Raw genomic sequence first — 21,674 nt, forward strand, 5'->3', positions numbered from 1 at the left:
CTCTCCGTGCGTGAGGATCGGCTCGGCCCATCCGAGCAACCCTCGTCTTTAATCGCACGAAAGGGCGGCCCACCGTTCTCCGCCTCGGAACATGACGTCTAGCTGTGGGTTTCGGGAGATTGTCCATTCGGACCGGACCGGGGAGACTGGAGTTACCAGGCACCGGAGGGTCCGAATGAACATCCACAAGAATGCCCGTCTTACGCCGCTATGTCGAGAGGAGATGGCGCTGTCGGCAGGGCAATCGCTTCGGGTTAACGTGTGGTGCGTTTGGGGTGCGAATATGATTCATGGGAGGCTTCGTGATTTGCGGAGCCCTCGATGTCGCGCCAACATTCCCGTTCGCTTTCGATTCTCGATCATTTTTCGGCGCTGTCTGATCCTCGCCGGCGTTGGCGTGTCGCCTATCCGCTACCCGAAATCCTGCTTGTGGTGCTGTGCGCGACGCTGTGCGGCATGGACGATTTCGTCGAGACGAAGCTGTGGGGTGAGCAGCGCCTCGAGTTTCTGCGCCGTTTCCTGCCCTATGAGCGTGGCATTCCGGCGCACGATACGCTCAACGACGTGCGCTCGATCCCGACCTCTTCAAGACTTGTTTCACAAGCTGGGTCGAGACCCTGCGCGACAGCGATCCCGAGATCATCGCCGTCGATGGCAAGACCTCGCGGCGCAGCCATGCGCGTTCCAAGGGACGTGAGCCGCTGCATCTGGTCTCGGCTTGGGCAACCCGTCAGAGGCTCGTGCTCGGCCAGCAGGCGACAGACATAAAATCAAATGAAATCACTGCTATCCCGTTGCTGCTCGAGCGCCTTGAGTTGACCGGCGCGCTGGTCACTATTGACGCCATGGGAACGCAGGCGGCAATCGCCGAAGCCATTGTCGCCAAGGGCGGCGACTATCTGCTCGCGCTCAAGGCCAATTGGCCTGCCACCTTCGCCGATATCGAGCGCTTCTTCGCAGAGCCGCCGCAAAACATGCTGCAAACACCCGTCGAGACCATCGACAACGACCATGGCCGCCTTGAAGGCCGTCGCCACACCGTCTGCCATACGGTTGACTGGCTGTTTCTCCGACCGCCGCTATCCCGGCGAACCGCGCTTCCCCCGGCTTGCCATGATCGGCATGGTCGAAACCCGCGTCGAACGCAACGGCAAGACCGAGCAGGAGCGGCGCTACTATCTGTCCTCCGCCAAGCTCGACGCCAAAACCTTCGCCCATGCCGTGCGAGCCCATTGGGGCATCGAGAACCGCCTCCACTGGGTACTCGATGTCGTCTTCCACGACGATCTCGCGCGTCTCAGAACAGCGCACGAACCGCAAAACATGGCCATCGTCAAACACATGGCCATGAACATCGTCCGAAACCCCAAGGACAAGCACAGCCTCAAGGTCCGACGAAAACTCGCCAATCTCAACGGCCACTATCTCGAAAATCTCATCCGTCAAAAATCAACGTTAACCTGAAGCGATTCCCCTGGCGCTGTCGGTGATAGAATGCGCTTTGTCCAAAGCCCATGCGGCGCGCGTCTACGGCGTGTCGGCCAAGATCGTGGCGCGCTGGGTCGCGCGCTATAAGTCCGAAGGGCGGGCCGGCATGATCGACCGTTCCTCGCGGCCCGCTCATATGCCACAGGCCCGCTGCGTTGATCGCCGAGCGCATCATTGCGCTGCGGCGGCAACGTTGGACCGGCAAGCATATCGCCCATGAGGTCGGCGTCTCCCGCCACTGTTAGTCGCGTTCTCAAGCGTGCCGGACTGTCGCGGCTCAGGGATATCGAACCGGCCGAGCCGATCAGACGCTACGAGCGCGAGCATCCCGGCGAGATGATCCATATCGACATCAAGAAGCTCGGTCGTTTCGAGCGCATCGGCCATCGCATTACCGGCAAGCGTACCGGCAATGCCAGCTCGCGCGGCAGCAATTGGGAGTTCGTCCATGTCCTGCATCGACGACGCCTCCCGCATCGCCTTCTCGCAGATTCTGCCCGACGAGAAAAAAGAAAGCGCCATCGCCTTCCTCAAGGCGGCGGTCGCCTACTACGCCAGCCTGGGCGTCGCGATAGCCCGCGTCATGACCGACAACGGCTCCTGCTATAGATCGAAGGCCTTCGCAAAGGCCTGCCGCGGTCTCGGCCTCAAGCATGTCAGGACAAGGCCTTACACGCCCAAGACCAATGGCAAGGCCGAGCGCTTCATCCAGACGGCGCTGAACGAATGGGCCTATGCCATCGCCTATCCGACTTGAGATCACCGCGCCGCAGAGTTGCCGGTCTGGCTGCATCGCTACAATTGGCACCGTCCCCACGGGAGCTTAAAATCCAAAACACCTATCAGTCGCCTCGCTCTAACCCTGGACAACCCGTTGAGGCTCCACAGCTAGCGTAGGGCTTCGTCTCACCTAGCGTAGGGCTTCGTCTCACCTAGCGTAGGGCTTCCTGAGACGCGCCTTGCGCATGCTCGATGAGATCCAGTATAGACGTTTCCCTTAATGAGCTAGTCTGCTCAGTGTTTCGGCCAAAGAATCCTCGAATACCTGAAGGCCCAGATCGAGCGTCTCAGAGTCGATGGTAAGTGCAGGCAAAAATTGCACGACCTGACCAGCGGGCCCACATCGTTCGACGATCAATCCCTTTTCAAATGCCGTGCGTGCCGTAGCCTCCGCGATTTCGGCCATTTGGCAATCAAATCCCAGCGCCATGCCCCGCCCTCGGACAGCAAAGCTATTTCCATGCTTGAGTGAAATGGCCTCAAGCCGACGCCGCATAAGTTCTCCCATGCGATGAACACCCTGAGAGAACGTCTGACTCCGCCAATAGAGGTTTATAGCTGCGGTTGCACCCACGAGCGCAAGGTTATTTCCGCTAAATGTTCCAGTGTGCTCTCCTGGTTGCCACGCGTCGACCTCTTCTTTGATCAACAATATGGATAGTGGCAGACCATATCCACTTAGCGACTTTGATAATACAACAATATCTGGTGACAATTCCGCGAATTCAAAGCTAAAGAAGTCACCCGTGCGGCCACAGCCCATTTGGACATCGTCGACTATGAAAAGAGCATGGGCATCTTTTGCTATGGCTTGAATTGATCGCAACCACTCCTTGCTAGCTGGATTTATACCGCCGTCGCCCTGCACAGATTCGACAAGAATGGCGGCTGGAGAATTAACGCCGCTACCAGTGTCGAGCAATACCTTCTCTATATAGTCAGCCGTGTCGATAGCTGGTCCAAGATAGCCGTCATACGGCATAAAAGTGACCTCGGACGAAGAAACCCCACTGGCTTTTCGATAGAAACAATTACCAGACGCGGCAACCGCCCCTAAGCCCAGACCGCGATATCCATGCGTGAATGAAATGATATTCTGTCGCCCTGTGACCTTCCGTGAGAGCTTTAAAGCCGCCTCAATAGCGTTAGCGCCTGTTGGCCCTGTGAATTGGAACCGGTATTTTAGATCCCGCTCCCGAAGTATGACAGAACTGAAGGTCTCCATAAATTCGAGTTTTGCAGGAGTTGCCATGTCAAGCCCGTGGATCACAGCATCCGACGCAAGGTACTCCATAATAGCCGCTTTTAATTCATGATTGTTATGGCCGTAATTCAGTGCTCCGGCACCAGAAAGGAAATCAATGAGCTTTCGACCATCCTCCGTTAACATGATAGAGCCGCGCGCTCGACTGAAGAAAGTTGGAAAGGAACGTGAGTATAAGCGGACGTTTGATTCCAGGCCGTCGAAAGCCCGTATATTGCGTGACCGGCCAGTCGTTCCACACATGATCATCTCCTTCGCGAGCAACCGGTTAAACAAGCAAGAAGGTTTTACAAATTGCGGATGGACACGACTCGGGTCGTGCCGCGCGTCGCAGTGGGCCTTGTGTTTGCTCGAATAGTACTTCCCAGAACAGCTCTTACTACCCTAACTAGCGGAAAGAATGAACCTACTAACACTGGTAGGTTTCCCCGTGTTCGATGGGGTAGTCGCCTCTGCCGATGGCCCCTTTGGGTCGCGGTTGAGCGATGGAGGTATTGTTGACGATCCAGGCCGCAGATCGGCCCCGGACGTGCCGGCAGAGCCTGCGTGCGCACGAGGCCAAGCACGGCATCATCCGACCAATCCGGTTCTCGCTCGAAGTGATGCAGAGCTGGTGCGTCGCGTAGACACGCCTAGCACGCTTCTCTGATTGGGGTTGGTGAGGTCTGCTTGTTTTTTCCGGACCTTCGCTCCAGCGAGTCGCTCGCTTCTCTTCGCGTCGGCGCCGGGCCGCCGCATGATGGGATCAGGAAAGCGAGGCGTCTCAATCTGTTGAGCGACCTTGGGAGAGTCTGTCCCAGAATCTAGGCTGCCAACGAGATCAGATCGCCTTGCCCATCGTCCTCGCGGGAACGATCCGGATCCTTTCGGGCGAACCACCGTGTTTCCTCTTCGTGACCTATGCCGGGCGAGCTTCCTTACCGAAGCCGGACCCGGTCGCATCGTTCCACATGCGATGCAGGATGACGGCGAGCTTGCGCGCAAAAAAGGCCCATCTCCGTCAGATTGTCTGCCACGATGTCTACCCTGCCACAATAGTTTTATGACATAGCAATACTGGTGCTCCTTCAACTGCGAAAAGAATGGCGATCGCTTCATTGCTGTCCGCCAAAATCAGACTAATCGTGAGGCGCGGTTCATACGGATGCATCAGCCGATCTGGAGGTCTAACTAGCAGGCTTCTCTGATTGGGGCCGCTGAGGTCAAGCGTTTCCTGTCTTTTTTCCGGACCATGTCGCCCCGCGGGTCACTCGCTTCTCTTCGCGGTCGGCGCGGAGCCGCCGCATGATAAGGTCAGGAGAGCGAGGCGTCTCAATCTGTTGAACGACCTTGGAGACTTCGCCCAGGATCGTGCCTGCTAACGAGATCGCCTTGCCCATCGTCCCCACTGGAACGATCCAGATCACCCTCGCGGGCGAACCACTGTCTGTGTTCGTTTTTGTTCCTTGCGCTATTTCATGCCGATCCGGCGGCTTCCTTTCCAAAGCGGAATTCGGTTGCGTCTGCCCACATGCGGTGCAGGATGACGGCCAGCTTGCGGGCCACCGCCACCCGCGCCCGCGCCATGCCGCGGCGGCTGGCGATGTTCATGCCTCAGGCGCGCAAGCTCGACCACTTTTTGGAACGCACAAGCAGTGAATGGGCTGCCTCGTAGAGTGCTGTGCGGGCCAGCTCGTCGCCACAGCGGCTGACCTTGCCCTGGATGTCGGTCTCACCGGATTGGTATCGCGCTGGCGTCAGACCCAGATGCGCTCCCACCGCCCGCGAGGAGCCGAACCGCTCCGGCCGGTCGATCGTGGCGCGGAAGGCGAGCGCCGTAATCGGACCAACGCCTGGCGCGCTCATCAGCGGCCGGCAGACCTCCTCCTTGCGGACGATGTCGAGAACCTTCTCTTGGTCAGCGAACTCCTTGAGCATGGTGCCGAGGATCGTAAGCAGCGGCTCGACCATCGCCATCACCTCGGCACTGGCCGGTTCGCGCACGCGATCAGCAAAGGCGGTGCGCGACGGCGTACCGAGCTTGACGCCGGCCTCTCGCAGCATGGCGCGACACGACATTCTCGATGCTGCGCATCTCGTTCAGCACCGTCCGGCGGGCAACCAGCAGCGCACGCCACAGCCGGCATGCCGGCTCTTGACATGCACCTGCCGATACCAGCCCGTGCGCAAGCGCGCGGGCGTCGTTGCGATCGGTCTGTTCGGCATCGTCTTCATGGCCGCATTGGCTTGGCGCGTCTCGATGCAGATCGCAGGCAGACCTTCGGCGCACAATCCATCGTGAAGCCAGGCCGTCAGCGAGCACGCTTCGAGCCCGATGCGCTCCAGCGGCAGATCGAGCTTCCGCAACGCATCGGACAAGGCCTGTGGTTCGCTCGCCGCTCGTGTTTCCTTCACGATCTGACTGCTCTCATCGACGACGCAAATCGCGGTCTCTTCCAAAGATACGTCTAATCCAGCAAAATACTTCCCGGCTGCTCCTTCCCGATGTTTGTGGCGCTCCAAGGCGACCACGTTCTAACATCCATACAGGAGCAGCCGCCCGCACCTTGGCTCAGGCGAGACCCCAATCACCCATCTGTTGAAAAAGTGGCTCGCAGCGGGGCTGTGAGCGTGATTCAGTGTCTCCGGAGAGATTCCGCTCGGAGCGGCTGTGGATGGAGCGGCTGGAATACGACCTTCTGTTCCGCTGGTTCGTCGGCATCGGCGTCGATGACGCGGCCTGGGACCATTTGGTGTTCTCCAAAAATCGCGACCGGCTGCTGGAGGGCGACATCGCGACCAAGTTCCTTGCTGCGGTGCTGGCGCAGCCCAAGGTGACGAAGCTTCTGTCTACGGACCACTTCTCGGTCGATGGCATGGGGAGCCACCGGCTGAAGGGGGCGGGCGAAACGCGGAAGCGGACTTCCGTGGCCACAAGCGTTCTAACGACACACATGCCTCGACCACCGATCCGGATGCCCGGCTCTATCGCAAGGGCAAAGCAAGGGGGCCAAGCTTTGCTTTATCGGACATGGCTTGATGGGGAACCGCCACGGCGTGTTGGTCGACGCCTGCCTGACACTGGCCGACGGACATGCCGAGCGGGTGGCCGCACTGCACCTGATCGAACCTCGAGCGGAAAGGCCACAGGCGATCACGCTCGGCGCCGAGAAGGCCTACGACGCGGAAGACTTCGTTAATGAGCTACGCTCGATGAGGGTGACGCCGCATGTAGCGCAGAACACGAGCGGCCGCAGTTCCGCAATCGACGGGCGCACGACGCGACATGGCGGCTGTGCCGTCAGCCAGCGCATCAGGAAGCGCATCGAAGAGGCGTTCGGTTGGATCAAGGTCGCGGCCGGCCAGCACAAGACCAGGTTCCGCGGCCGCGACCGTGTCGGATGGGCTTTCACCTTCGCAGCCGCTGCCTACAATCTGGTGCGACTGCCAAAGCTCATGGCGGAAACAGGCTGATGGCCAAGGTTCCCGGCTTCGCCAGGGCCTTCGCCGGCCGCTGGCGCATCGCCGAGATGGATGTTTGGGATAACGACTTCATCGATCTCGTTGAGGAAGCGCACGACATTCAAAGGCTCGGCGGATGGCGAGATCGCCTTCGGCGCACTCAAGGGCCTCCTGATGTCCGATATGGCACCCGCGATGGGTCAGCCTGCGCGGGATTCTAGTGGGAGGGACATGATGAGAACGACCCAGCCTGTGGCCGGGGCTGGGTTGTCTCTGGCACTGCAGGCCGCCTCGTCGGCCACTTCTACATCCACAACGCCGACGATTCAGGCTTCGTTCGCGGAAGAGCCTGACTCCTTCAAAAGTTCGTGCGAATGGGAGATTGGTTTGAGTTTCGATGTTCTTTTATGCAGAGCGGCGGTACGCCTGCCAATTGCATAGCCTGGAGAGGCGAAATGACCATTTCGGTTAATTGTCAATACGGTATCCATTAAATATTTGCTACGACGTTAATACCTAAGTAAATTGCGCCTAACCTACTCTTAACTCAAAATAACATGCTGCGCTTCGTTAACGTGATAAAGGTTGCCGATGTCGGTCTACCGATAAGGGCGCGCAGAGCCGGAGGCTTACAGCGGCAGCTTGTTCAACTGCGCACCGATAATATCCAATGCAAATGGCTGCGGAGAAGAGACCATGGACTGCTCGCCGAAAACTGCGCTCTCCCGACGTCGGGGGCAGGCACCGAAAAGGTCCAACCAGTTTTCTTTGGCCTCGTCGATGCGTTTCCCAAAGGCAGCCAAGAAGGCGTTTGCGGTCGAGTTCGACCGATTTCTGGACCTTACTGACGGTGTTGCTCAATCGGAGCAGTTGTTCGAACTGTTATCTGCTTTTGCCTTGAATTGTGATTGCCCGTGGCTCGCCTATCGCTCTCTTGCGCCGGACCAAAGATTCTTAAAGTCGGCTCGACGCGATCGGGCGGTCCTGCTGAACTATCCTGATGAGTGGCAGGAGCGTTATTTCAAAATGGACTATGACAGGATAGACCCCATCATCAAGACGAGTCGAAAGCGGGCGGGCGCCTTTCGATGGAGTGACGTGTACAACGCTGCAAGCACCAGCGAAGACGAACGGCGCGTTTTCGATGAGGCTGCGACGTTCGGGTTAAGATCGGGCATTAGTATTCCACTGCGCGGCCCCCATGGCAGCTTTGCGATCATGAGCTTTGCTCGACCTTGGGACCGCGAATTCCAAAATAGGACAGTCACTTACTTGCAGGTTGCGGCGGCTCACTTCCACCTAAGCGTTACGAAGTTGGAGAATTTGATTGGCGTCGGGGAAATCCCTAAAGTGTCTCTGAGAGAGAAGGAGTGCATTTTGTGGGCCGCGAGGGGTAAATCGTCGTGGGAAATAGGAAAGATTTTGTGCGTATCAGTTAATACTGTGAACTTCCATATTAAAAACGCGATGAGAAAGTTGGATGTTGGCAGCAGAACGGTCGCCGCGATAAAGGCAGTAGAATTGGGAATTATAGAATTGTAAAAATCACATCCAATGGTAGTGGGAGTTAAACTCGGACCGCTAGATGCCGTAATGGGCCGGCGCTCCTCGCCTAGCCAGGAAGGCGGCTGTCCCTCAGAGTGATAGTGTTGAACGGGGTCCGATTGTGTCGGCCCAAGCATTACGAGGGACAGCCCTGGACTATTATGCAGGAATTGATGTGTCGCTGGAACTGAGCAGTGTATGCGTGGTGGATTCATCGGGCAAGATCGTGCGAGAGACGAAGGTGGCGAGCGAGCCAGAGGCACTGTTGCAGCATTTTGCCGATCAGGGATTGCCGGTCATCCGCGTCGGCCTAGAGGCGGCCCACTGCCGTGGTTCAAACCTGCATCGTGCACCTGATCGCGCGCGCTTGCGGGCCAGCGCCACCTTTGCCCGTTTCATGCCGCGCCGCTTGGCCACGTCGACACTATAATAGAATCCTTGATAGTCCCAGCCAACCGCAACACGGACGATAAACCAGCAAGGGAGCTTAAATATGAGAATCTCTCGACGCGACCTCGTCAAGATGGGTCTGGCCGCCGGAACGGCTCTATCGATGCCGTCGGCCGCGCGGGCACAGGCAGCGCCAACCGCCGCGCGGACCGTCCGCATGGTGAAGGGTGGGGACCTCCGCGTCTTCGATCCGATTTTCTCGGCGGCGCTCATCACCGCCGACCATGGCGCGGCGATTTACGACACACTGTTCTCGCTCGACTCCAAGCTCATGCCGCAACCGCAAATGGTGGGGAAGTGGGGCGTCTCCAACGACAAGAAGACCTACACGTTCGAACTTCGGGATGGTCTGGGCTGGCACGACGGCTCCCCCGTCACCGCGGCGGACTGTGTCGCCTCGATCCGTCGGTGGGCCAGGTGGCTCCCGGCGGACAACTGCTGATGGAGCGGGCCAAGGATATTTCGAAGAAGGACGACAAAACGTTCACGGTCACACTCAAGGAGCGGCTGGGGCTTCTGAGTGATATCCTTGCAACAGTTTCGACGCCGTGTCTGTTCATCATGCGGGAGAAGGACGCGAGTGGCCCGGCAACGGAGCAGGTGACCGCGATATCGGCTCGGGGCCGTTCAAGTTCAATGAAGCTCTCGCCAAGCCGGGTGCGAGCTTCACCTACGACCGCAATGATCAATATGTACCTCGCAGCGAGGCCCCCGATGGGTTGGCAGGAGGCAAGATCGCCAAGGTCGATCGTGTTATCTGGGACAATATCGCCGACGAGCAGACTGCGATCGCGGCGTTGCAATCGGGTGAAATCGATTACTTTGAGCAGCCATCCATCGATCTTTTGCCGATGATAGAGAGCGATCCGAACCTTGAACTCCAGGTCCTCGACAAGGCAGGCGAGGACATGTACCTGCGCATAAATTTTCTGCAGAAGCCGTTCGACAACGTGAAGGCGCGCCAGGCCATGCTTCACCTGATCGATCAAGAGTCGATCCTGCGGGCCGCGTTCGGTGATCCACAATACTTTAAAACCGTCACTTCGATCTTCGGAAACGGCACGCTCTGTTCCAACGACGAAAATACGGGATGGTACAAGAAGGGCGGCGATCCAGAAAGGGCGAAGCAACTGTTCGAGGAGGCGGGATATGCTGGCGAGAAGGTCGTCATTCTTCAGCCCACGAACGTGGCGACGTTCTCCAATGCTTCTCAGATTCTGGCGGCCGCGCTGCGGAAGATTGGGGTCAATGCCGAACTCGCGCCGAGCGACTGGGGCGGGATTGTCGCGCGCCGGGCGAACAAGGCGCCCATCGAGAACGGTGGTTGGAGCCTCTTCATCACGAGCGATTCGGATTTTGTCTTCGGCGATCCGGTCGGCCAAGTCACCCTAGCCGCGAATGGGGACAAGGGCTGGTACGGCTGGCCGACGAACGACGAGTATGAGGCTCTTCGCGCCCAATGGGCAGACGTCGGAACCCTCGAAGAGCGCAAGGCGCTGGCTCGCAAGATGCAACGCATATGGTGGGACTTCGTCGAAGACCTCAGGCTGGGTCAGTTTTTCTCGCCAGTCGCGCGCCGCAAGACGCTTACCGGCCTCATCGGCATGCCGACGATCGTCCGATGTGGAACATGCAAAAGGTCTGAGGTCCAATGACCGGTTACATCCTGCGCAGGATGGTTTCGACCATCGCCGTCATGGCGATGGTCGGGATCTTCATCTTCCTGCTTCTCCGGCTGGCGCCGAGCGACCCGGCAGCCATGATTGCTGGCGACACGGCCACGGCGGGGATGATCGCCGGTATCCGCGAGCAGCTGGGCCTGAACGATCCTATGCCGGTTCAGTTCATACGTTGGGTGCGGGACATGCTCGGCGGCAATTTCGGCATCTCGATCTTTTCCGGACGACCGGTTCTCGAGCTCATCTCGCAGCGGCTTGAACCGACCCTTTCCCTGTCGATCCTGACAATGATCCTTTCGGTGACGGTCGGCGTCTCCTTCGGCATCCTTGCCGCGTGGCGATCTGGCGGGCTGGTCGACCGCCTCCTCGCGGCGTTTCGGCACTTGGTTATTCGGTCCCGGTCTTTGTCATTGGCTATTTCCTCATATACTTCTTCGCCATCAGGACACGCTGGCTGCCGGTCCAGGGATATGTGCCGATCGATGGTGGTCTAGGTGCACCTGATCCTGCCCACCGTGGCTCTTAGTCTTGCCTACATTGCATTCATAGCCCGGGTTACGCGGGCGAGCATGCTCGAGGTCCTGTCGGAAGACTATATGCGAACGGCCGCTGCCAAGGGCGCTTCGTCCTATGCCATGCTTTTCCACCATGCCTTGAAGAATGCCGACGTCCCGATCCTGACCGTGATCGGCATAAGCTTTGCCTATCTGATCGGCGGAGTCATCCTCACGGAAACGGTGTTCAACATACCCGGTATCGGTCGTCTGGTCGTTGATGCAATCAGCAACCGCGACTATCCAATCATTCAGAGCGTGCTCATCCTGACTTCGGGTCTGTACGTCCTTATCAACCTCATGGTCGATCTTGCCTATGCGCTGATCGATCCCCGCATCCGGTCCTGATATGACCCTCCTCTCCGCACCAGTTGAAGTCGTGCCGATGGGTCGGCTGCGACTATCTGACTTTCCCCGTATGGCAAGGCGGCACCCGCTGGTCCTGATCGGCGGCGGTCTCCTAGTGCTCCTGATCATTCTGGCGCTCGCCGCCCCGCTTTACGCCGGCGATCCGGTGAACATGGATCCATTCAAGCGACTCCAGCCGTCTTCGGCTGAGATGTGGTTCGGAAGCGATAATCTGGGCCGGGACGTGTTTGCGCGGACGATCTTCGGCGCCCGGATCTCTCTCAGGGTCGGATTGATGTCGGCCGTGTGCGCGGCTCTGGGCGGGCTCCTGATCGGCGTCATCGCCGGCTACAGCCGCTGCTTCGACAACGTCGTAATGCGGGTCATGGACGGCCTGATGTCGATCCCGACGATTCTGCTTGCCATTGCCCTTATTTCCCTGACAGGCCCCGCCATCGGGATCCTCATCGTCGCCATCGCGATCCCCGAGACGCCGGCCGTCGCGCGGCTGGTTCGTTCAGTGGTTCTGGGTTTTCGCGAGCGTCCCTATGTGGAGGCCGCGCTCTGCGGCGGGGCGCGCCTGCCCAAGGTGCTATGCCGGCATATCCTGCCGAGCACCATTCCGCCGCTCATGGTCCAGAGCGCTACTGTCTGCGCCAGTGCGATCCTGACGGAGGCGGGGCTGAGCTTCCTCGGCGTGGGCGTGCCGCCCGAGACGCGATCGGAACGTCGTTCCGAGTTCCGCAAGTAGAAAAGGATAAAGGAGAACCCTATGGAAAATCATTTACACGAGGACGGTTCTGGTCTGGTCCAGCGGGGAGACAATTACGATACGGTCGGTTCGATCGCGACGAACGTTGCAGACGGCTTTACGATGGTAGCCGTTGGCGACCTCATCGTGTCGCGAGCGCTGACTGGTGGTCACCATCCCGGCTTTGGCGCGATCATCGAGATTCTTCGTGAAGGCGACGTCACGCTCGGTAACATGGAGACCAGCATCTTCGACATCCGCTCGTTCAAAGGAAGTCCACAAGCAGAGTTCGGTGGTGCCTATCATGCTAGTCTTCCAGCGCTTGGCCCAGATCTCAAGCAGATGGGATTCAATCTGCTCAGCTTCGCAAACAATCATACGTTTGACTGGGGCATTGAGGGCATGCGTGAGACATGCCGAGTGTTAGATCAAAATGGCATTGTAAATGCGGGATCAGGGGAGAACCTCGCGCAGGCCGCAGCAGCGCGCTTCCTTGAGACACCCCGAGGCCGCGTGGCTTTAGTTTCGTGTGCCACAACGTTCACTCCGCAATCTCGAGCAGCCGATCCCGCAGCAGAAACTCCGGGAAGGCCAGGCATTAACGCCCTTCGCCTAACCCGCCATATTTTAGTCTCACCAGAGATGCTCGAGGACTTGAGGCGGGTCCGCAATGCTTTGCCTGGGTTCAAGGTCTCTGATGTAGGCCCCGATCAGATTATCCTTGCTAAGACCATATATAAAGTAGGGAGAGCGCCGGGCTTTAGCTTCGTACCTAATTCCAACGACATAACAAACATCCTGCGTAATGTCCGGCGGGGAAAGCAATATTCCGACTTTTGCATCATTGCCAACCATGGCCACGAACCCGGCAACTGGAGTCAGGAGCCTGGTGACTACGAACAATCCTTTGCCCATTCGGCCATCGACGCTGGCGCTGACGCTTATGTCGCGCACGGGCCGCACCAGCTAAGGGGCATTGAGGTCTATAAGAATAGGCCAATCTTCTACAGCCTGGCGAATTTCATGATCGATGACCTTCGATCACCGATCGGCGCTGATATGTTTGACAGCTATGGAAAAGATCCACGACTACACACAGAGGCGGAAGTAACGGCCGCAGAGATGATAGAAGGATATGAAGCCAACCCAGGGTTTTCTGATCCAATTTTTTACGAGAGTGTCATCACGATGAGCAGATTCAGGGGAAATAAGCTAGCGGAGCTTAGGTTAATCCCGGTGGAACTTGGTCACCCCAAAAGACTTGCTCAGCGTGGGGTGCCAAGCTTGGCATCAGCGCCGAAGGCAGAGTCCATCCTTACGCGCCTGCAAAGGCTTTCCGAACCGTTCGGGACAAATATTGCAATTGAGAATGGCATCGGTTTGATACGACTGTAAGTGACCATGGCATCGTCAGTATACCCTGCTTGAAAGGGGCTTCGACGAAGCATAAAGTCTCGGCGCTAGTGCCCAACCCGGCAGGCGGTCGCACGCATATTGTAGGCCGCTGCTCTCGCGGTTGTGCAGAACCTTGTGGGCGGAGGAGTGGCGATACAGGATCGCCTTGCGCTCCAGATGATCCGGCCGGATATTGTCAGACATCGTGAGCGCCTTCTGTCGTTCCGGAGTGCCGCCGCCGTCTACGTTGTCGAGGAAGCGGGCCACCAACTTAGGCAGCGCCTGCCATTGCGGCGCACCGTCTTGAGGTCGTGCGGATTGGAGAACAATCGCCAGTTCGATCGTCGCCATGTGGATACTCTCCGCATTGCCCGGGCTGGTGACGATCTGAACAGAGCGATTACGTGTGAGCCATTTGTCGGGCCTGATTGAAGCAGCTCTTATGGCTGCGGCGCCCTGATGAACTTCGCGGGTCGGATCCAATCAGAATATCGAGCGGAGAACATCCGCACATGACCCCACATGTTGCCGTTGTCTCGAATCGTATGCCGAACTGTCGCGAATATTCTTTTCGCACATTCGCGGGAGGTCAATAGTGGCTCCCGGCAATTGTTGCCACATGAGGAATGCTCGAATGACAGCGCGGCAGCCATCCGAATCGAAACACACTCCTACGAACGCGGCCCCGGCCGGCCCAATCGTCTTCGCCTTGTATCTCGTTCCGGATTTCACGATGCTGGCTTTTTCCTCGGCTATCGAGGCGCTGCGGCTCGCCAATCGCGTGCTCGGTTACGAAGCATTTAAGTGGCGTCTTGTTTCCGACAACGGTGGCGCGGTTCGCGCAAGTTGCGGCCTTTCCGTGCTGACCGATAGCCATTTGGCTATGGAGCGCAAGGGCCTGTTCGGCACGGGTCGCCCGTCTATGGCGATCGTCTGTGCGGACCTGGACGTGGAAGACTACTCCAACAGATCGCTGGAAGCGTGGCTGCGTGAATGCAGGCATCGCGGCATCCACATTGGAGCGCTCGGTACAGGTACTTACGTGCTGGCCAAGGCGGGGCTGCTGGATAACAAACGTTGCACGATACACTGGGAGAAATTGCCGGGCTTTGCTGAAAGATTCACCCGTCCCGTTCCAAATTCCAGCATTTATGAGGTCGACGGCAAGATCTGGACCTGTGCCGGCGGCTCCGCGTCGTTCGACATGATGATGCACCTGATCGAACGGGACTTCGGCGAACAGACCGCGGCGGCCATCTGCGAGCAGGCGTTGGTTGAGCGGGTGCGAGCGCCCGGCGAGCGTCAGCGGCTGCATTTGTCACCTCGCCACGGGATCTCGAACAAGACTGTTATCAAAGCGGTCGAACAGATGGAATTGCACATGGCGGAACCGCTGTCCATGGATGACCTCGCGGCCCGTCTCGGGCTGTCCCGTCGCCAGATCGAGAGATTGTTCCGGTACGAGCTCGAATGTTCGCCTGTTCGTTACTATCGCGAGTTGCGGCTCGAGCGGGCCCGGCTGCTGCTCACGCAATCGACCATGCTGATCGTCGATATCGCCGTTGCCTGTGGCTTCATTTCGGCCTCGCACTTCTCCAAGTGCTACCGTGAGACAAACGGCACCTCGCCTCAGGAAGCTCGCAGAACTACGCTTCGGCAATCGCCGCATCGCGTGACATCGGATCCGGCAATTGCAAACGTCAGACTGCCGAGAAAAATTTTGGTGGAGGCGGCATAGACAAAAAAACCACGCTCACATGTGGGAGTCGCCATTGGCTAGCGCGAGCACGAGCGACGCGATCAGGTGTGTTTCCCTGGTCGGCGCCCGCGCATGCCTTGTGCAGCGCATCGGTGCGCAGGTCGCCGATCATCTCGATTCGGCCGCCGATGGCTGGACCGATCAGACCGTGGAGGCCGCCGGACTGCGCAGCGTAGGGCCAGTTCGCCAGTAACCGCCCGTCCTTCAAGCGCCTTTTACGCCAGCAGCGCAACAGAGCGCTGGGACCGAAATTGGTGGGGGGTCTGGTGGTAGTAATCGCGGAATACCCGGCTCAGATGCGAGCTGTCACAAAAGCCGCACTCGAGCGCAATCGTGGAAGTCGATTTCTCGGTGCGTGCTAACAGGTGGCGTGCATGGCCGAGACGAATTCGGGTGTACACTACTTGCGGAGAAATACCGAGGTCGGACCGGCAGCGACGCTCGATCAGCCGCTTATTCAAATCGAGCTTGTCGGCAATTTGGTCGATGGTGAGTGGGACATCCAAGTGGTGCTGCATGAGCAACACAACCCGTTTCAATTTTTCGTCCCGAACGACAATATCCAGGCTTCCAGTCGGCTGGGCAGTTTCATCGTTCGCAGCTTCGTTGAACATCATGATCCGCAAGCTTTTAGCGGCAAGAGCCTTACCCAGGTGCCGGTCAACGAGAAAGGCGGCCAGATGTGCAGTGCTGGCACCGCCCGAACAGGTCAGCCGGTCGCGATCGACCACAAAGATCTGATCCGAGACGGCCAGCAAACCATCGAAAAGCCTCAGGAAGTCTGAATTGTGGAACCAGCTGACGCAACACCGGTAACCGTCCATAAGGCCGGCGCGGTGCAGGATAAAAGAGCCGGTACACAGGCCCACCAGCGGAATGCCTACGGCGGCCGCTCGTCTCAGATGCTCGTCGAAACGCGCATCCGCCAGGAAACTGTTCTCGTCGAGGAGACCTCCGACAACAACAAGATAGTCAAAGCGTTTGAGGTCACCGATCCTTTCGTGGGGAGAGATTGCGACGCCGCAACTGGACATTATCGGCAACATGTCGGTAGAGATGATGCGCCACTGGCAGCGAATGGGTCGACTCCGGTCGCCGTCATCTGCGGATAGGCGAAGCACATCAATGAAATTGGCAAACGCCCCAAGCGTGAAGCGGCTTAGGAGGACAAATCCTACGGATAATGGCGCGCGACCCCCGTTCGGCGCTAAGTCGGAGTTTCGGTGAGTGGCACGTTGTCGCAAAACTACTGGCATGCCGACGCAATTTCCTTTCCGAGATCCCTTAAGGGCGGCGGTTCTAGTACCCCGCTTCCCTGTTGAACAACGGAAAGACGTCAAGCCCGAGCTCGAGGCGGCGGACATTGTTTGCGATCACGGCGGCTGCGCTGGAGGCGAACGTCGCCCCAGACATATGTGGGGTCACAAACACATGCGGATGAGACCAGTATGGGTGCTCGATAGGTAGCGGCTCCTGGGCAAATGCATCCAATGCCGCGCCCGCAAGGTGGCCGTTATCGAGAGCTTCGAGCAGCGACTCGTCATGGACGACCGCTCCCCGGCTAATGTTGATGAAGAACCCACCATGACGCATCGCGGCAAAGATACTGGCATCCAGGAAATGACGGGTCTTTTGTGAGAGGGGTAGCGCATTGATGACGACATCGGTGTTGCCCAAGAATTCCGTCAGGGAATCCCTCCCGTGATAGCAGTCCACCCCTTCGATCTGTCGCTTGCTGCCGTCCCACCCGTTGACGGCATATCCGAAATCACGAATTCGGCTGGCGACTTCGGTACCGATGCGGCCCAGGCCGAAGATTCCAGCCCGAAACTCCCGCGTCGGTACGATACTCTTGCGATGCCAGACACGGTCCTTCTGTTGTGAGCGGTAATCCCCATAGCCCCTGTGGAAGGTAAGCACCCAGTACAGGGCATGGGCAGCCATGTCGCGAGCTACGGCCGGGTCAGCGAGCAGGATCACGGGAACGTCGGGCAGGCTTGTGTCTGCTACGAAATGCTCCGCCCCGGCGCCGAGCGAAAAAATCGCCTTGAGATTGGGATAGCGGTTGAGGTCACCCGCAGGATGGTTCCAGACCATCGCATACACGACCTCATCAGGATCTATAGGCTCCCCGAACACTTTGACAGGCATTTCTGGAAGCTGGCGGCTGATTTCGGTTCGCCAACTCTCGTTGCCGTAGCCATGGTTGTTCAACAGGATAGTCATGGGTCGGGGCGCCCCCGTTAGAAGAGAATCATCTCGCGAAAGGGACGGCCTGGCCGTTCGGCCTCCGTGCAAACTTCTGCAGACGAATGGAAACTGGAAACCCCGGCTAGCGTGGGCCGAGGTTTCCAGCTGTGACTTAGTAGCGGTACGAAGGATCAACCCGATCGCACTGGCGCAACAGCGCCGGCCACTCATATTTACCAAGCGGGAAATCGTCGTACTGCCGGTGCGCCAGCCGCCATATTTCCTCGCTGCTCTTATCGAGCTTCAGGCCCGTGGAGTAGGCATCGATCAACACGCGGCAGGCGCGGATCGCGTAATAAAGATTCATGAAAGCCTCACCGGCGGTCGCACCGACCGCAAGGAACCCATGGTTCTTCATGATCAGGCACTTTTTGCCTTCGATGTTCTTAGCAAGACGGTCCCGCTCCTCGAGCGTCAGAGACAGTCCTTCCCAGTCATGATAACCGATGTCGCCCCAAAGCATCGAGCCGTCCTGCGTCAAGAACTCCAGGCCATCCTGTAGCGCCGTGATGGCAAGGCCTGCCGGTGCGTGGCTGTGGAACACCACCTTCATGTCGTGATGGGTGTTGTGGATTGCCGAATGGATGACGAAGCCCGCGGTATTGACGTCCGGGGGGCCGTAGAGAACCTTGCCCTGCTCGTCGACCTTGATCAAGTTGGACGCGGTGACCTCGTTGTAAAGCAGTCCGAAGCGGTTCAGAAGGAACTGGTGGTCGGTGCCTGGGACACGCATCGTGATGTGGTTCCAGATCAGATCGTCATAGCCATAAATGTTGGCGAGACGGTACAGGGCGGCAAGGTCGACTCGCGCTTCCCATTCTTCCTTGGAGATGTTCGCGTGGCCGCCCTTGACGCTGAAGTCCTCGGCTTTCATCTCATGTGCCATTGGTGGTCCTTTCGATCGGTTGTTGTCAGGTGGAGCGGAGGAATGTGCCGTTTTGCTCCTCTAGGAGCTTTACGGCCATGAGATGGTTCTGGCCAAAACCGTACTGGTCGACTGCTTTCTTGTAGATCGCCTCAACCTGCTCGCACATCGGCAGGGTGGCGCCGACAGATCCTGCCAGTTCCAGGGTCAGGGCCATGTCTTTGTGCGCGAGCCCCAGTGCGAAGCCAGGATCGTAACTGCCGTCGAGAATAGCCGGACCGTAGCGGTCCGCGACGTAACTTGCGCCGGTGCTGCCCTGGATGATGCCCAGCATGATGTGAGCAGGAACCCCACCTTTTACCCCCAGCATCAGGGCCTCGCTGAGCGCCACCGAGTTGAGATAGCAGAGCACGACTTGCGCAATCTTGGCGACATAGCCCGCCCCGTGGGGGCCAAGGTGCATGACCCGGTTGCCTATCTTCTCCAGCATCGGCTTGCAGCGCGCAAATACCTGAGCGTCTCCGCCGACCATGATCATCAGCGTTCCGGCAGATGCTCCTTCAATCCCGCCGGTAACCGGAGCGTCAAGAAACGCAATCTCCCGGGCGGTAGCAGCGCCTCGGATGCGGCGCTCGCACTCTAGATTGTTGGTTGAAAGGTCGATCCAAACTGCGCCTTTCGGCAGTGCGGCAAGTATCCCCTCATCGGACAGCGCGACCGCCTCGATGATCTTTGGGTTTGGTAGCGATGTGAACGCGATATCAGCGCCGGAGGCCGCCTCGGCAGCGGTTGCGGCCGACGAGATCATCTGGTTGCCGGCCGCTGCTCCAGTCGCCCGCACCGCATCAACCTTGTTTGTATCCAGGTCGAACAGCGCAAGCTCGTATCCGGCGCGCGCCAGGTTGCTGGCCATTGGCCCGCCCATGTTGCCCAACCCGATGAATGCAATCCGCATATGTATCTCCGTTCAGTGGGCAGCTAAGGCCGTTTCGGCGCGCTCCAACTGTCGTTTTCATGACTGATCTCACGCCACTCTTCCTGACCCAGATTGACGTGGCAAACGAATATAATTAGGGAGTCATATCGAAAAATGCGATTTGAAGGCAGGTTTTTTGAACATCGAGCATATCAGGGCATTTTTGGAAGTCGGCTCGACCGGCAGCTTCCAGCACGCCGCCGACCAGCTTAACGTCACCCAGTCGACGATCAGCGCCCGGATAAAGGCGCTGGAACGTCGGCTTAACCGCCAGCTGTTTCACCGCAAGCGCAACGGAGTGGCCCTTACGACCGGCGGTCATCAGTTCCATTCGAGCGCCGTGAATATCGTGCGTGCCTGGGAGCGGGGTCAGCAGGTCGCCACGCTGCCGGAAGGCCTGAATGCTTTCGTTACCCTAGGGGTCGAGGATAATCATTGGCCCCGCGTGGTGCCGGGCTGGTTGGAACGGATGGCCAAGGCTTTACCGGATGGCGTCGCAAGCGCGCTCAGTGAGCATTCGGATATACTTATGGAGAAACTGCGAGCCGGACTGCTTGACATTGCCGTGCTCTATGACCCGCGTCACTGCGCTGAGGCGCGGATCGAGCCACTCATCAGCGAAGAACTCGTGATGGTGTCGACCAAACCACGTGCCGTTCAAAGCGGGGTTGTTCCTGGCTACGTTTTCGTGGATTGGGGTGAGACGTTCCGAGCCCAACACAGTATATATTTCCCCGGGGTGTTTAGCCACAAGCTGACGATCCGAAATTCCGCGGTTGCAATGGATCATATCCTGGCCAATAGCGGCTCCGGATATTTCCTGGCCGAGTCCGTGGCGCCTCAGGTCAAGTCCGGCCGCCTGCATGTGGTCGAGGGCGCGCCGCGTTTTCAACGAACGGTCTTCGTCGCCGTTCGTATTGACGTCATTGCGCCGAAATTTATCGAAACCGCTGTGGAGGCCTTGCGCGACACGATCTCCCTGAACTTCCAGTCTACTGCCAGAGAGAGATGACATGAAAATCACAGCGCTGAAGACTCGACTGACGGATGTGCCTTTTGCCAAGCCGATTACCACCGCCATTCATAACATGCGCTCAGTCGGCTGCCTGCTTGTCTACTTGGAAACCGATGTCGGGCTGGTTGGTCAAAGTTATATTTTCACGTTGAACGCAGTCCGGCTCAAAGCCTTCGACGAGATGGTCCGCGGCTTTTCACATCGCATTGTGGGTCAGGACCCCCACTATGTGACAGCGATCAATTCTTCCATATGGGCGGAAATCAACCCGACCGGCTATGCCGGCGTCACGATCTCTGCCCTTTCTGCGCTTGATACCGCCTGCTGGGACCTGGTCGGAAAAAGCGTGGACCGACCGCTGCATCACATTTTCGGGGCCTGCCGGGATCGCATCCGCACTTACGCCAGCGGCGGGCTCTGGCTTTCGCAGAGCATCGACGAGCTGACCGATGAAGCAGCGAGTTTCCTTCAGCAGGGCTTTCGGGCGATGAAGGTCCGCGTCGGCAATGCCGATCCGCGCAAGGATTTCGAACGTGTCAAGGCGGTCCGTGAGACGGTCGGACCATCCATTGAGGTTCTTGTGGACGCCAACCAAGCTCTCACGCCAAAGCAGGCCATCCGTCTTGGCAGGATGCTTGAGGAGCTCGACATCGGATGGCTCGAAGAGCCGGTCTCAGTCCATGACCTCGCGGGCCAGGCCGAGGTCCGCAATGCGCTCGATATGGCAATCGCTTCAGGTGAGACCGAGTGGACCCGCTTCGGCATCCGCAACACCATCGATGCTCGCGCCGCAGATGTGTTGATGCCGGACCTCCAGAGGATTGGCGGGCTATCGGAGATGCGCCGAGTGGCCGCGCTCGCGGAAGCGTATAGCCTGCCGATATCCACTCATATCTTTACGGAGCACAGCCTATGTATCGCCGGGTCAGCCGCCAACTGCATCTCTGTGGAGCACATGCCGTGGTATGCCCCGCTGTTTTGTGAAGAGATGGAAATCGTAGACGGGGACGTTCTCATATCTGCACGGCCCGGGACAGGCTTCACCTTCGATGAGATCGCCGTTAGCCGCTTTTCCCTCGACTGACGCCCGCTGCATCGGAAAACTCGATGTCAG

14 protein-coding genes and 9 pseudogenes are annotated in these 21,674 nt (G+C 58.4%); 16 read left to right on the forward strand and 7 right to left on the reverse strand.

The genetic code is table 11. The features are described 5' to 3' along the window. Window positions 1-321 precede the first annotated feature (321 nt). From NKK51_RS29180 to NKK51_RS29195, 4 genes and pseudogenes are all read left to right on the forward strand, one after another. Window positions 322-555, forward strand: a pseudogene (locus NKK51_RS29180) (transposase family protein); the annotation flags it as partial. A gap of 62 nt (window positions 556-617) precedes the next feature. Further along, window positions 618-1,004, forward strand: a pseudogene (locus NKK51_RS29185) (ISAs1 family transposase); the annotation flags it as partial. A gap of 7 nt (window positions 1,005-1,011) precedes the next feature. Further along, window positions 1,012-1,464 (forward strand): ISAs1 family transposase, encoded by a 453-nt coding sequence (locus NKK51_RS29190; RefSeq protein ID WP_352555611.1) that lies wholly within the window; start codon window positions 1,012-1,014, stop codon window positions 1,462-1,464. A 4-nt stretch (window positions 1,465-1,468) separates the two neighbouring features. After that, window positions 1,469-2,380 (forward strand): annotated as a pseudogene (locus tag NKK51_RS29195) (IS481 family transposase). Between the two features lie 105 nt (window positions 2,381-2,485). On the opposite strand, the gene ectB reads toward NKK51_RS29195, so the two are convergent. Together ectB and NKK51_RS29205 are read right to left on the reverse strand one after the other, a co-directional pair. Then, complete coding sequence (gene ectB, locus NKK51_RS29200) at window positions 2,486-3,775, reverse strand: diaminobutyrate--2-oxoglutarate transaminase (RefSeq protein WP_502902521.1); 1,290 nt, start codon at window positions 3,773-3,775, stop codon at window positions 2,486-2,488. Window positions 3,776-4,987: 1,212 nt separating this feature from the next. Then, a pseudogene (locus NKK51_RS29205) lies at window positions 4,988-6,034 on the reverse strand (IS110 family RNA-guided transposase). Window positions 6,035-6,141: 107 nt separating this feature from the next. Between NKK51_RS29205 and NKK51_RS29210 the strand changes: the two are divergent. From NKK51_RS29210 to NKK51_RS29245, 8 genes and pseudogenes are all read left to right on the forward strand, one after another. Next, window positions 6,142-6,985, forward strand: a pseudogene (locus tag NKK51_RS29210) (IS5 family transposase); the annotation flags it as partial. Continuing rightward, a pseudogene (locus NKK51_RS29215) lies at window positions 6,985-7,326 on the forward strand (hypothetical protein). The pseudogenes NKK51_RS29210 and NKK51_RS29215, both read left to right, overlap by 1 nt. Window positions 7,327-7,669: 343 nt before the next feature. Continuing rightward, complete coding sequence (locus tag NKK51_RS29220) at window positions 7,670-8,515, forward strand: LuxR family transcriptional regulator (protein WP_352555613.1); 846 nt, start codon at window positions 7,670-7,672, stop codon at window positions 8,513-8,515. Window positions 8,516-8,669: 154 nt separating this feature from the next. Continuing rightward, a pseudogene (locus tag NKK51_RS29225) lies at window positions 8,670-8,837 on the forward strand (IS110 family transposase); the annotation flags it as partial. 174 nt (window positions 8,838-9,011) lie between these two features. After that, window positions 9,012-10,613 (forward strand): annotated as a pseudogene (locus NKK51_RS29230) (ABC transporter substrate-binding protein). Between the two features lie 6 nt (window positions 10,614-10,619). Beyond that, a pseudogene (locus NKK51_RS29235) lies at window positions 10,620-11,549 on the forward strand (ABC transporter permease). A gap of 1 nt (window position 11,550) precedes the next feature. Beyond that, entirely contained in the window at window positions 11,551-12,300 is a 750-nt protein-coding gene (locus NKK51_RS29240; RefSeq protein ID WP_352555615.1) for an ABC transporter permease, read from the forward strand. Between the two features lie 21 nt (window positions 12,301-12,321). Further along, window positions 12,322-13,695 (forward strand): CapA family protein, encoded by a 1,374-nt coding sequence (locus NKK51_RS29245; RefSeq protein ID WP_352555617.1) that lies wholly within the window; start codon window positions 12,322-12,324, stop codon window positions 13,693-13,695. A gap of 15 nt (window positions 13,696-13,710) precedes the next feature. On the opposite strand, the gene NKK51_RS29250 is transcribed toward NKK51_RS29245, so the two are convergent. Then, the gene (locus tag NKK51_RS29250) at window positions 13,711-14,046 is read right to left on the reverse strand and encodes a hypothetical protein (RefSeq protein WP_352555619.1); all 336 of its coding nucleotides are present in this window, start codon (window positions 14,044-14,046) and stop codon (window positions 13,711-13,713) included. 382 nt (window positions 14,047-14,428) lie between these two features. On the opposite strand from NKK51_RS29250, the gene NKK51_RS29255 reads away from it, so the two are divergent. Both NKK51_RS29255 and NKK51_RS29260 read left to right on the forward strand, forming a co-directional pair. Continuing rightward, window positions 14,429-15,433 carry a GlxA family transcriptional regulator gene (locus NKK51_RS29255; RefSeq protein WP_352555670.1) on the forward strand — a complete coding sequence of 335 codons (1,005 nt, stop codon included), beginning with the start codon at window positions 14,429-14,431 and terminating at the stop codon, window positions 15,431-15,433. Window positions 15,434-15,467: 34 nt separating this feature from the next. Continuing rightward, on the forward strand, window positions 15,468-15,647 hold the full coding sequence (locus NKK51_RS29260; protein WP_352555621.1) for a hypothetical protein: 180 nt from the start codon (window positions 15,468-15,470) through the stop codon (window positions 15,645-15,647). A gap of 22 nt (window positions 15,648-15,669) precedes the next feature. On the opposite strand, the gene NKK51_RS29265 is transcribed toward NKK51_RS29260, so the two are convergent. From NKK51_RS29265 to NKK51_RS29280, 4 genes are all read right to left on the reverse strand, one after another. Next, complete coding sequence (locus NKK51_RS29265; protein WP_352555623.1) at window positions 15,670-16,710, reverse strand: GlxA family transcriptional regulator; 1,041 nt, start codon at window positions 16,708-16,710, stop codon at window positions 15,670-15,672. A 43-nt stretch (window positions 16,711-16,753) separates the two neighbouring features. After that, window positions 16,754-17,680 (reverse strand): 2-hydroxyacid dehydrogenase, encoded by a 927-nt coding sequence (locus NKK51_RS29270; protein ID WP_352555625.1) that lies wholly within the window; start codon window positions 17,678-17,680, stop codon window positions 16,754-16,756. Between the two features lie 136 nt (window positions 17,681-17,816). Next, window positions 17,817-18,590: a class II aldolase/adducin family protein gene (locus NKK51_RS29275; RefSeq protein ID WP_352555627.1), complete on the reverse strand. Its 774-nt coding sequence runs from the start codon at window positions 18,588-18,590 to the stop codon at window positions 17,817-17,819. Window positions 18,591-18,615: 25 nt separating this feature from the next. Beyond that, complete coding sequence (locus NKK51_RS29280; RefSeq protein WP_352555629.1) at window positions 18,616-19,524, reverse strand: NAD(P)-dependent oxidoreductase; 909 nt, start codon at window positions 19,522-19,524, stop codon at window positions 18,616-18,618. A gap of 142 nt (window positions 19,525-19,666) precedes the next feature. Here NKK51_RS29280 and NKK51_RS29285 point away from each other — a divergent pair, with 142 nt between their 5' ends. Further along, complete coding sequence (locus NKK51_RS29285) at window positions 19,667-20,557, forward strand: LysR family transcriptional regulator (protein ID WP_352555631.1); 891 nt, start codon at window positions 19,667-19,669, stop codon at window positions 20,555-20,557. 1 nt (window position 20,558) lies between these two features. Further along, window positions 20,559-21,644 carry a mandelate racemase/muconate lactonizing enzyme family protein gene (locus tag NKK51_RS29290; protein WP_352555632.1) on the forward strand — a complete coding sequence of 362 codons (1,086 nt, stop codon included), beginning with the start codon at window positions 20,559-20,561 and terminating at the stop codon, window positions 21,642-21,644. The last annotated feature ends 30 nt before the right edge of the window (window positions 21,645-21,674 follow it).

It is taken from the genome of Mesorhizobium sp. M0011 (genome assembly GCF_040324155.1).
In the GTDB taxonomy this organism is placed as follows: domain Bacteria; phylum Pseudomonadota; class Alphaproteobacteria; order Rhizobiales; family Rhizobiaceae; genus Mesorhizobium.